18 protein-coding genes and 1 pseudogene are annotated in these 10,779 nt (G+C 50.0%); 12 read left to right on the top strand and 7 right to left on the bottom strand.

Features of this window, described 5'->3' with window-relative positions:
- The 12 genes and pseudogenes from QZ331_RS13955 to QZ331_RS13900 form a co-directional block, all read left to right on the top strand.
- Nucleotides 1–530, top strand: a pseudogene (locus QZ331_RS13955) (DUF2971 domain-containing protein); the annotation flags it as partial.
- Nucleotides 531–1,021: 491 nt separating this feature from the next.
- The gene (locus QZ331_RS13950; RefSeq protein WP_032588465.1) at nucleotides 1,022–1,432 is read left to right on the top strand and encodes a hypothetical protein; all 411 of its coding nucleotides are present in this window, start codon (nucleotides 1,022–1,024) and stop codon (nucleotides 1,430–1,432) included.
- Between the two features lie 62 nt (nucleotides 1,433–1,494).
- Nucleotides 1,495–1,830, top strand: coding sequence for a hypothetical protein (locus QZ331_RS13945; protein WP_004310306.1), 336 nt, complete (start codon nucleotides 1,495–1,497; stop codon nucleotides 1,828–1,830).
- A 7-nt stretch (nucleotides 1,831–1,837) separates the two neighbouring features.
- Nucleotides 1,838–2,053: a hypothetical protein gene (locus QZ331_RS13940; protein WP_005643957.1), complete on the top strand. Its 216-nt coding sequence runs from the start codon at nucleotides 1,838–1,840 to the stop codon at nucleotides 2,051–2,053.
- An 11-nt stretch (nucleotides 2,054–2,064) separates the two neighbouring features.
- The gene (locus QZ331_RS13935; RefSeq protein ID WP_008019901.1) at nucleotides 2,065–2,286 is read left to right on the top strand and encodes a hypothetical protein; all 222 of its coding nucleotides are present in this window, start codon (nucleotides 2,065–2,067) and stop codon (nucleotides 2,284–2,286) included.
- Nucleotides 2,287–2,309: 23 nt separating this feature from the next.
- Nucleotides 2,310–2,729, top strand: a complete 420-nt coding sequence (locus QZ331_RS13930) for a PcfK-like family protein (RefSeq protein WP_004310304.1) — start codon at nucleotides 2,310–2,312, stop codon at nucleotides 2,727–2,729.
- The gene (locus tag QZ331_RS13925; protein WP_004310303.1) at nucleotides 2,726–3,991 is read left to right on the top strand and encodes a PcfJ domain-containing protein; all 1,266 of its coding nucleotides are present in this window, start codon (nucleotides 2,726–2,728) and stop codon (nucleotides 3,989–3,991) included. The genes QZ331_RS13930 and QZ331_RS13925 overlap by 4 nt, the downstream gene beginning before the upstream one ends.
- A 24-nt stretch (nucleotides 3,992–4,015) precedes the next feature.
- Nucleotides 4,016–4,273, top strand: a complete 258-nt coding sequence (locus QZ331_RS13920) for a hypothetical protein (RefSeq protein ID WP_005827305.1) — start codon at nucleotides 4,016–4,018, stop codon at nucleotides 4,271–4,273.
- 31 nt (nucleotides 4,274–4,304) lie between these two features.
- On the top strand, nucleotides 4,305–4,523 hold the full coding sequence (locus tag QZ331_RS13915) for a DUF3873 domain-containing protein (protein WP_008770680.1): 219 nt from the start codon (nucleotides 4,305–4,307) through the stop codon (nucleotides 4,521–4,523).
- Nucleotides 4,463–4,768: a hypothetical protein gene (locus tag QZ331_RS13910; protein WP_004310302.1), complete on the top strand. Its 306-nt coding sequence runs from the start codon at nucleotides 4,463–4,465 to the stop codon at nucleotides 4,766–4,768. The genes QZ331_RS13915 and QZ331_RS13910 overlap by 61 nt, the downstream gene beginning before the upstream one ends.
- A 53-nt stretch (nucleotides 4,769–4,821) precedes the next feature.
- The gene (locus QZ331_RS13905) at nucleotides 4,822–5,130 is read left to right on the top strand and encodes a hypothetical protein (protein WP_004310301.1); all 309 of its coding nucleotides are present in this window, start codon (nucleotides 4,822–4,824) and stop codon (nucleotides 5,128–5,130) included.
- A gap of 116 nt (nucleotides 5,131–5,246) precedes the next feature.
- Entirely contained in the window at nucleotides 5,247–5,468 is a 222-nt protein-coding gene (locus tag QZ331_RS13900) for a hypothetical protein (protein ID WP_004310300.1), read from the top strand.
- A 62-nt stretch (nucleotides 5,469–5,530) separates the two neighbouring features.
- On the opposite strand, the gene QZ331_RS13895 is transcribed toward QZ331_RS13900, so the two are convergent.
- From QZ331_RS13895 to QZ331_RS13865, 7 genes are all read right to left on the bottom strand, one after another.
- Nucleotides 5,531–6,058, bottom strand: a complete 528-nt coding sequence (locus tag QZ331_RS13895; RefSeq protein WP_005827312.1) for a glycoside hydrolase family protein — start codon at nucleotides 6,056–6,058, stop codon at nucleotides 5,531–5,533.
- Complete coding sequence (locus QZ331_RS13890; RefSeq protein ID WP_032595742.1) at nucleotides 6,055–6,561, bottom strand: DUF3872 domain-containing protein; 507 nt, start codon at nucleotides 6,559–6,561, stop codon at nucleotides 6,055–6,057. Before QZ331_RS13890 ends, QZ331_RS13895 begins: the two co-directional genes overlap by 4 nt.
- A complete protein-coding gene (locus QZ331_RS13885) occupies nucleotides 6,561–7,460 on the bottom strand; it encodes a toprim domain-containing protein (protein ID WP_004310298.1) in 900 nt (299 codons plus the stop codon). The genes QZ331_RS13890 and QZ331_RS13885 overlap by 1 nt, the downstream gene beginning before the upstream one ends.
- A gap of 8 nt (nucleotides 7,461–7,468) precedes the next feature.
- Entirely contained in the window at nucleotides 7,469–8,044 is a 576-nt protein-coding gene (locus QZ331_RS13880) for a conjugal transfer protein TraO (RefSeq protein WP_032588474.1), read from the bottom strand.
- A 2-nt stretch (nucleotides 8,045–8,046) separates the two neighbouring features.
- Nucleotides 8,047–9,105 carry a conjugative transposon protein TraN gene (gene traN / locus QZ331_RS13875; protein WP_032588475.1) on the bottom strand — a complete coding sequence of 353 codons (1,059 nt, stop codon included), beginning with the start codon at nucleotides 9,103–9,105 and terminating at the stop codon, nucleotides 8,047–8,049.
- Between the two features lie 69 nt (nucleotides 9,106–9,174).
- A complete protein-coding gene (gene traM, locus QZ331_RS13870) occupies nucleotides 9,175–10,530 on the bottom strand; it encodes a conjugative transposon protein TraM (protein WP_032595739.1) in 1,356 nt (451 codons plus the stop codon).
- The coding region (locus QZ331_RS13865) for a TraL conjugative transposon family protein (protein WP_294631280.1) at nucleotides 10,511–10,779 on the bottom strand (269 nt) is incomplete at its 5' end. The genes traM and QZ331_RS13865, both read right to left, overlap by 20 nt.

The following is a 10,779-nucleotide window of genomic DNA, read 5'->3' as shown; positions in this document are numbered from 1 at the left end:
TGCCACCGCATGGTAATATTGAGCGAATTCTAAAAAAATGTATTGGCACCAAATCGAAAGCTTGGGAATATGAAGAAGAGATAAGATTAGTCTTTGATGCAATCGGATTATTTGACATAGATTATAGGGCTATTACTGGCATTTATTTTGGATATCGAATGGAAGAATCCGAAATAGAATATATAATGGAACAACTGAAGGGTCGCGGACTATCGTATTATAAAATGGAGTTAGATACGAATTCTTATCGCTTTACTCCAGTCATAATAAGAGATAAGTTTCCTGACGCCGAAAAATATGTCGCAAATGTTGTGGATTATAATATTGATGACCTAATGATTTGCGGGATGCTTTCTGATGACGAAAAAACTTTATATAAAGATTTATTTATCCAAGCGATTGAGAGTATAAAGAATGACCCAAATGTAGAATCATTTTACATGGTTACGGTTTCATATGATGAGGGAATACCATTATTAAAGATATTTGCATATAGAAGTTACGAAAAGAGTGTAATTTATTGGAAATGAGCATTGGGTAATCGCTCATAATAGTAATAGGTTACGAATTAGTTAGTTATCTACTGCATTATTCTTCTGTGCGTTGCGTAACCTTCAAAGAACTCTTCGTATGCAAAAGTAACAATAAAACGGGAGATTTAGAAATGAATCTCCTGATTTTTTCTTCTCACACAAGTTTTTCCGTAAAAGCGATTTTATCCGTCAGCACACCATCGCCCAAAAAGATTTTGAACGAACGTGTGCCGACTGCCGCATAAGCGGAGAAAAGGGCTTTGCCTCACGCCTAAACAATAGTTTAGACTGATGAGACAAGGCCCCTTTCTTTTGTGCTTATGCCAAAGAGGTGCTTTTACGGGGTTTTGACGATTTTTCTTTTTTCGTTGTCCTTTTGAGCCGGAAGCGGAAAGCCGTGTATGACCGCACATTCCATAAATGGAACAAGCCGTCACTCACGGCAGACAAACCGGGAAGAATGATTTTATCCATCCGACCAAACACGTTTGGCCAAACAGATAAAAACATACTTCCTTGCCGATGGTTTGCTCGGTTTCACGCTACCGGCTATGTTCTTTTCTGTTGGGGATGTCTTTTTCACGGATTTCTCTTTTGAAGTTTTCCTGTCTAATCTGCCTCCACTTCCGTTTACCTCCATTTTCGCGCCTTTCAGTGAGCCGCATCAGGCAGTCATTTTCGTGCTGGGTGCAAAGGTAACTCCGGGATTGTACGGGAAAGCAAGGTCAAGCCTCCTGTTTTCTGGAAAAATCTCCAGCCTTTCGGGTAGTATTTTTCCGAAAAACCTTGCATTCCCTAATCCCTACCTTTTTAAGCACCCGAAACGAAAACGACCGATGCGACAGAAAGACGCATTAAAAAAAATGTCGGATAAACGAGAGGCAGATAAGATAGTTTGAAACTCAACTCCCTCAGCTCTTGAATCCGCATTAAAAAACAAAAAATCAAAAACAAAACGGATATGAGAACGGCAATAGCAACAAAATTCGTGGCATGGGAAGTACCAAGTTTGGAGAACCTGCAAGGCAGCAAGGTGTACGGACTTCGCACCAAACTGAACAATGGTGAGAAATTGAGCCGAGAGGAAAAGGATTGGCTTACACGCAACGTGAACAGCAACACCTATTTCAAGAGCGCAGTACCCTTGCAAGGTTGGATGTTTGACTTTTCCGACATTCTCCGAACCTACATTGTAAAGCAGTATGGACATTGGGCGGAATACAAGGCTACCGACAAGACCGCACTCCGCAGTTTCCTATACGGCAGGATAGACAGCATCGTGGAACTTAACAAATGATACGGCTATGACAGCAACGGTAAATTTCAGACAAATGGCGCAATACATAGGGCTTGCGATATGCACCCTAATCATGCGCACCGCCTTTTGGGTGTCCGGCATCCTTTGGTACATCGTCAGAGAGATAATAAACGGAGTGTTCCGAGTGGCAATAGGGGTAATCGTGGCTATTCTTTCCGTTATCCTGTTCTTCGGCTTCATTCTTTGGTTATTCACCCTTTAATCCCTACCGACATGGCAAAGAGAAGAAGCAAGACAGTGGAGCAACAATGCAGATACTACGAGGTGGGCAACATCTTCGAGTACATGGTGGAAACATACCTCAACGGCAATATGTCCGTGTTCCGTGGACTCTACCACGAACTGAACAAGGACGCACGGAAGGACTTTATAGACTTCCTATTGAGCGAGGTTGAGCCGATTTATTGGAGGGAGATTTTGAAACATACTATTTGACAACTCATAAAAACGACAGCGATATGAAAGGAACAGACCATTTCAAGAGAACGATACAGATGTATTTGGAACAACGTGCGGAGGAAGACACGCTCTTTGCGAAGAACTACCGCAATCCAGCCAAGAACATTGACGATTGCGTAACCTACATTCTGAACTATGTGCAGAAAAGCGGTTGTAACGGCTTCACGGACGGAGAGATATACGGACAAGCAGTACACTACTATGACGAGAACGAGATTGAGGTGGGCAAGCCTATCCAATGCCAAGTGGCGGTGAACCACATTGTGGAACTCACGGCAGAGGAAAAAGCAGAAGCACGTCAGCAGGCAGTCCGCAGATACCAAGACGAGGAACTCCGCAAGTTGCAGAACCGCACCAAGCCGACAAAGGCGAAAACAGAAACCCAAGTTCAACCCTCATTATTTGATTTTGGCTTATGAAACCGAGAAACAAATTTGAAAAAGCAGTTCTTGCCCAAAGCAAGAAACTACGCCCGATAACCCCGATACAGATAAATTGGGCATTCCGTAATTGCGTGGAGCATTATGCACACCGCTTGCCGAAAGGTCGTACCACTTGTATGGATTGCGGTCATAGTTGGGTAATGACGGAGCAGACCGAGCATTGTACGTGTCCCGAATGTGGAGCAAGTTTGAAAGTCTGCCTCACCTATCAGCGCAAGGTAAGACAAAAGCAGTATTTCACAACCCTTACCACAAGCGGAGAATACCAAGTGCTACGAATGTTCTTGCTTGTCGTGGGTATGGAGAAAGGGGTTAATGCCAAGTCCTATGCCCTTGAAATCGGGCAGTATTGGTGGAATGAACAAGGGCGTAAGGCTGTTGTTGCCATTCCACGCACATTGGGATGCTACATCGACACGTTCTCATTCGCTTCTCCTTTTGCTATCCGCAATGACAATGAAGCGTACCGCCATATCTCATATTCCCCGATATATCCAAGATATAAGGTGTTGCCGACGCTCCGCAGAAACGGCTTTAACGGCAATTTCCACGACATTGTACCCACCAAACTAATACCGGCATTATTGTCGGACAGCCGTGCGGAAACGCTGTTGAAGGCAGGGCAATATCCCATGTTGCGCTACTATCTGTACCACTCTTTCAATATTGGAGAGTATTGGGCTTCAATCAAGATATGTATCCGCAACGGCTATACTATTGAGGACGGCTCAATGTGGCGTGACACCATAGACCTCCTGCGTCATTTCGGCAAGGACACAAACAGCCCGAAATACGTTTGCCCTGCCGACCTCAAAGTTGAACACGACAAGTTGGTGGCAAAGCGCAACCTGCAAAGGAAACATGAGCGGACTGAACAGCAACGCAGGAAAGCGATTGAGGACGAGAAACAATATCTGAAAGCTAAGGGCATATTCTTCGGACTTGCCTTTACCGACAGCCTTATTTGCGTCAAAGTCATAGAGAGCGTGGAAGAAATGGCAGAGGAAGGAAGGACGATGCACCATTGTGTGGGCGGTTACCACAAACGAAAAGACTCCCTTATCCTATCCGCCACCATTGACGGAAAACGAATTGAAACGATAGAGGTGTCACTAAAAACTTTTGAGGTGGTGCAGTGTCGTGGCGTATGCAACGAGAACTCCGAATACCACGACCGCATCATCGCCCTTGTGAACAAGAACGCCAACCTTATCCGCCAGCGGATGAAAGCGGCATAATATCGACATCTAACAACTAACATTATGGAAGTAAGATTTGAAAGCATGGTTTTCCTATGGGATGATAAAATCCCCACGATGTTCCTTGAATTTATGAACCTCCTCACTCTTTGTCAGAGTGAGGAGCAATTAAGGGCGAGCGTCAAGGACTTTGCCGAGAAACACGAACTTGACAAGTTCTTCCTTTACGGCTTCGGCTCTCATCATTTCTACCTGCACCAACGCTACACGAGCGACCCCGAAATGGTGATGCAACACAGAGTGCTGTCTGTACATTTCTAATCATCTAAATAACAACGACTATGGCAACAAAATGACAATTAACGGAGTAAGCACCTGCCAATCGGCAGGAACGGAGAACTACGAGAAATTCCAAACGGGTATCGACAGACGCAAACGCACCCTTGTGCAATACGACTACCGCCACACGGACGGGGAACTTTTCTCTTGTGTCAAACCCACATTAGACGAATGTCGAGCCGCACGGGACAAGTGGCTAACGGCAAAGGAAAGGAAGGAGGAGAAGCGATGAACGAAGCAGGCTACCAAACGCTGATAGTCAAATTCAGCGAACCCATTACGGCATTGGACGGCATCTTTGACGATGCCGAAGCGTGGGGAGTTGATACCCTAAAGGGGTGGATAGACAGCTATGAAAGCAGCCGTTTCACTGCCATTGACAGCCATACGGCAGTCATCACGAGCGAGTATAGCATGGAATGTCTGAAAGAGTGGCTGGAAAAATGCACACCCATAACCGAGAAAACAGAATTTTGAACATTGGGGCGGTGTCCGCACCGCCCGAACCATAAACCTAAAAGACAACGGATATGATAGCAAAGACAATTTTAGAGCAGATTGGCGGCAGACGCTTTGCCGCCATGACGGGAAGCAAAGACTTCACAGACATGGGCAACGGCTTGCGCATGAGCCTTGCGAGGAACAAGACCAGTGCCAACCGCCTTGACATCATCTATGACGGAGGGGCAGACCTATACAATATGCGTTTCTACCGCAAGACGTTCAGCAAAAAGACATTCGAGAGCAGGACGAAGGACATTGAAACGCACGAGGGGATATATTGCGATATGCTGGAGGAAATGTTCACGATGGTAACGGGACTTTACACCCGCTTTTGAGGGGTGGGCGGCAAAAGCCGCCTACTTTCTTTCATGAGCATGATGGCGGATAAGAAAGTAGGCAAAGAAACCTTTGTACCAATCTACGATAGTATTCACAAAAACAAGTTTTAATCATGGAAACAATCAGACAGAACGGAAAAACCATCTTGTACAGCAACGACGGCATAAGCATAAAGATGGTTTTCAAGAACCTTACGGGCAGGAATTTTCAAGGTCAGGAATATACAGACTATATCCGGCATATCGCAATCGGCAGCATGGGATTTTCACCCGGTATCATAGAGCATTGCAGGGACGGTGAGGTTGCAGGCAAAGGGACAATCCCGAATGTATGAAAACTGAAACTCCGATGAAGTTGGCGGCTTCATCGGAGTTTCTTTCGTCAGACACTTATTCTTTATGGTACATACAGCAGCGCAAACTCAGCCTTCCTTCGTTTGAGCAGCATGGCGTGGCGTTTCCCCTTATAGTTACAGAAAGCGATATACTCCCGGTAGATGTTCCTGTCACCCGCCTCCAGCTTTCGGATTAGCGTGCTTTTGGGTATCTTCCCACTCCCCAAAAGACGGTACGGACCGACATTGTAGGCGAGCGTGGCAAGCAGAAGCGAATCCTTCCCGAACTGCTGGAACATCGCGCAGAACTTCCGCAGGTCTTTTCGCAGAAGCGCGTCCGCCTGCCGCTTCGTCATGGTGCGTGCCGAATACCTTTCCCCCGGCTGCAACCGATGTCCATATCCTACATACGGGTGATGTTTTTCCGAATGCCAGCCCTCAAAATACTTCGTGCATCGCACCGCCCTCTCAAATGGTGGCAGCCGGTAGATAGCCGCCTGCCCGTCCGTTCCCTCATGGCGTCTGTTCCGTGCGGACACGGAACAGACCGCCAGAAGCGAACAGAGGATAGCCATGAATACACGCATCATCGTGTAAAGGGCTTGAAGTTCCCGATGGGGACAACAGTGATAACCCCGTCATCCTTCACGTTTCGGTTGTTGAAGTCAAATTCCAACTCATAGGAGTTGCCGAAATTGTCCTCCACTACCACGATGAAGTTGTGCGCCTCGTCACCTTGCGCCGTGTAGTACAGCCGGAACTTCTCGTTTTCGAGCAGGTAGCGGTCATTGGGCAGGAAAGTGATGCCGTTGTCCATTTTCAGTGTGCCCTCACCCTCGAACTGGAAATACCGGATGGTATAGAGGGTATTGGCGAAATCGCCCGTTTTCTTCAGCTCACAGCGGATTTCCACCGTCTGCCCCTTTGTGACCTTGTTCGGCACGGGCATGGTTTCCACCGTGAAGGGATAGGATTGCTGGATGTCCATATCGTCGTCGCACGATACGAATGTGAATGACACTGCGGCGAACAGGCAGAGTGCCAACGCCTTGAAGATTGATGTTCTCTTGTTCTTGTTGTTCAGTATGTTCATTATTCTTTGATTTTTAGATTGTTGTTCTTTTGTTGTTTTCTTGATACTTGTTGCAGGTACTCGTTCAAGTCCTTGCAGCCTTGATAGATGCCGGAACGGTCTGTCACCTTTCCTCCGTAGCGTGTCCGCAGGGCTTCCATTGCCCTGCGTCCGGCTTCGTCTCGGTCGAGGTAACAGTCGATGCGCTCGTACCCGTCCAGATGTTTCAAAGCCTTTTCCACGTTGGCGACGGAGTTCAGCACAAGGCAGTCACCCGTTGCCAAACCGAGCGTGACGGCGGACAGGAAGTCCATAAAGCCCTCGAACACGCTGCACACGTCCGCCGGGATGTCCCCCGCCTTGACCAGCGACACGTCCTTTGGTGGTACGCAACCCTTGAAACGGCGGCTTCGGGTTTCATAGCCGCCCGACACGTTCGGAAAGCCGACGGCAAAGTACCGCTTACCACGCACGCCGTAGTTCAGGCGGCAGCAGTGGCGGGATGCAACGGCATAAGGGATGCCTCTTTCCTTCAAATACTCCGTCAGCGGAGAGCGGAGCAGCGGGACGGCTTCCACTCCCTCAAAGGCAGGTTCGGACGGTTCCGGCAGGTACAACGGCTTTTCTGCTGCGGCAAGCGGCATACGGGCGGTTTCCGCTATGAATCTCGCCTGCGCCATGAAATCCCCGCTTCGGGTAAACTCCCCGACAAGCGTGAAGATGTCGCCGCCCTTGCCCAAGCCGAAGTCGTACCAGAGCTGTTTCGCCACGTTCACACGGAAGGAGGGCGTGCGTTCACTGCGGTATGGCGCACGATACCACAGCTCGTTTCCGCTCCTTCGGACAGGCTCATGTCCCAGCCGTGCGAGAAAGTCCGCAATGGGTATCTGCCTCATATTCTCAATGTCCGTCCGTTCCATGCGACGTGTCAGTTGATGATTATCTTGACGCCCGCCCCGAACTGCGTATGGAACTTCCGTGTGTCGCCACCCCACAGCAGGCGCTCCCGGAGGTTGGCGAGCAGGGCGATACGGTCAGCCACGTAAAACTCCACATCGAGCGTCAGCGCACCGCCGTAGATGAAGGCGTCCCGGTCATGGAGCGTGGAGCCGTCATGCAGCACTTTCTCGCCCCAATTCACCGACTCATATCCGGCGAGAGCCGAAGCCCCCGCATAGACGAACACTATTTTACGGGCGTCGGAGAGTATCTTGAAATAATAACCGCCCTCCGCCGTGAACTGCGCCACAGGTATGGCGGTATCCTTGTACGGGTTGTTCTTCAAGAGGTATTCGCCACCGAACACCCACTTGTTACCGTTCTTCGTGTAGGTGGAGAGAGCCGCCCCGAAACTGTAACCGCCATTGTTGCCACTTAAACGCATACCGTCCACAAGGTTAGCTCTCAATTCGATGCCCTGCATCTTCGGCAGGCATCGCTGGGCGTGCGCCTGCCCCGTGAACAGGGCAAGCGACACGATGATTATTGCGATGTACTTTCTCATGGTCAGCGCACTTGAAGTTCGTTGATGGTATTGGCACGTACCAAGTCCTCGTTTTCAATCACGAAAGACTGGTGACGCCCCCCGTTCTTCTCGTTGAGTTCCACCACGAGGCATTTGTCGTCGGGAATGGTGAACTTCGCCATCGTGAATACCGTGCGCTCGCTCTTCTTGCCCGGCACGAGTGTGGCGTAATTCTGCGCACGGAGCGGCAGGATAATCTGCTCCTGCACGGCGGTACGCTTCGCCACCTTCTTGTCCACGATTTTCCATGTGATGTAGTCCACATCGAAAGGCACGTTGCTCTGGTTCTTTATCTCCGTGTGGAAATAAAGTAACCCATTATGCGTGTAGATACCTTTCAGCAGGTACTGGATGCCGAATCGCTTGCAGCCGATATGCTTCACCTCACGCTTGTTCTGCTTGTGGATGGACTTCATGATAAGGCGCACCAGCATCGGGCTTTCGCTGCCCAGTTCCTTCAGGTAGATTTCCTGCGCGTTGTTCGGGCGGTTCACCTTCTCGCCGTCATGGATGAAGTCGCACATCTCCACGTTGAGAAGCAGCGGTTCGGAGGCGTACTTCACGTTAAAAGTATAGAAACTCCCGTCCTCCGTGATTACCGACATATTGGTTTCGTTCGGGAAGTTACGCACGGTAGCTTTCACGCGGATGACGTTCTCCGCTCCGTCGGCTTTACCCGCAATCAGGTCGGGCGAGCCTAAATCGACGTAGCGCACCTCCGAGGGGAAAATGACGTGGACGGTCTTGTCGTAGGTCACTTCCAATCCGTGCGGGGGAACCATGCGGTCGAAGGTCAGCTTCTTTGTCAGCCCGTGATACAGATCGCCGTCCGCCTCCTTCTGCGGATAGACCTCCTTTGTCAAGGTCGGTTGTTGGCTTTGCCTTCCTCCTCCTTGCGAGGCATAGTCAAGCGAGCTTGTCTCTGCTCTCGCTTCGTTCGTCGGTTCACTTCCGTTGTTCTCTCCAACGGTTACGTTCTCCTGCGCGTTGGCAGTTATGATGCCCATAGCGAGGGCAAACATGATGATTACTTTTTTCATTCTACTTTGGATTTTAGTGGTAAATAAAAATTTGGTTGTTGTTTTTTTAGTCGTTGATTGTTATTGTTTTCAATCTCTGTCCTGATATAGCATGACCTTGTATCCGGATTTCAGATGCACCTTGACGGTACGCATCTTCTTGGCGATATACTGGCTCGTGCCTTGTATCAGCCCCTTGCCCAAGTCGGAGGCGAGCTGCGCCCCTGCGTTGGTGGAGATATTAATGCTGCTGCCCAGGGAGCCGCCCATGTTGGCGGCAACCTCCCTGACGGCGTTCATCTCCATCGAGTTTGGAATGAAGATGCCGGGCTGTCCGTCCGTGTCATACACCGCCAGTTCTACCGGGATAATCGTACCTGCGTACTCCAGCGAAGTAATTTCAATATCGAGTCGTTCGCCCTGAATCTTTGCCGTGCCTACCACCACTGCATTGCGGGGTATGATTTTGTCCGCCACTGCCATCGGCTCCAGCAGCCGTAATCTTACCGCCTGCCCGTCAGTCACACTCTGCGCCCCATAGACACACGCCGATATGGTGTTCCTGTCCGATACAGTCGTGACACCCACCGCCGTATTGAAACTGCGGTTGCGCTCCTGCGAGAAGGAGGCGACAAACTCAGCGTTGCTCATCGGCTGTGAGAGCGAAGATACCACCTGATGCGTTACCTGCCTGACAGGTGCAGCCGTGTTCTTTCCGGCTTTCTGCACGGGGTAAGGCTCTGCCGCCTGTCCGACAGGTGGCTGTGTGCCGTTCTGCCCGCCCATGTACTTCGCCGCCAGTTCATAGGACTTCTCCATGAGTGCCACTTGGTCATCCATAGCGGATGCCTTGCCTTTCTCGGTTTCCAGTTCCGATTCCAGCGAGGCGATACGCTCTAACAGTTCGTCCATTTCCGCGTTGTCGTTCTTCGGCTGCTCATAGAAGTTGCCGAGCGTGGTATTGAGGTCGCGGTAGGCAGCTGCGGAGGATTGGATGGTTTTCGGAGCGGATGATTTTGCTGTTGCATCTTCCGCATTTCCGGGATTAGCAAGGTCGAAGTCCCTGCCGCCGTCCGTTTCCGCCACCTCGCGGTCGAACATATCGCCCAGTTCCTGCATGGCGCGGCTGCGGTTCTCCTGCCGTTCCTCCATTGCTCCCTGTTCGTAGGCTTTCGCCTTGTCGCCGATGATCTGGCGGTTCGCCTTGTCAGCGTCGGGCATTTCGATGTTGTAACCACCCGTTCCCGGTTGCTGCTCCTTGTCGGAAGACGGGGCGAATATCAGCCACATAGCACCGATGAATACCAGCACTATAGCGGGCAGCACTATCATTTTCTGACGTTTCAGCCTTTGGGCTTCGGTCAGCGGCTTGCGCTCCTTCTTCGGTTTCCCGTTGTCGGGAGCCGCCTTGTTCTCGTTTTTAGGTTCATTCTTCGTCTGTTCCATATAAATAAGGTATTACATTATGATTGTTGTCCGGCTTTATGGACAGTTCCACCTGTCCGGCATGGTCTGTTACCATCCGGCTGCCGTCATTCCTGCCGATTTCATAGACGGCTTTGCCGAAGGTGTAGAGGGCAAGCACCGCAAAGGCGGCGAGCATCGCCAGCACGATGCGCCTGCGTGTCTTCGGGGGCAAACCGTCCAGATAGCCTTTGAGCCTTGCCACCAGCATTTTCTTTTTGTCGTGGAGCT

The organism is uncultured Bacteroides sp., assembly GCF_910586915.1.
GTDB lineage: Bacteria > Bacteroidota > Bacteroidia > Bacteroidales > Bacteroidaceae > Bacteroides.
Note: the sequence above shows the minus strand (reverse complement) of the source record. Positions and strands in the feature narration are given on the sequence as shown.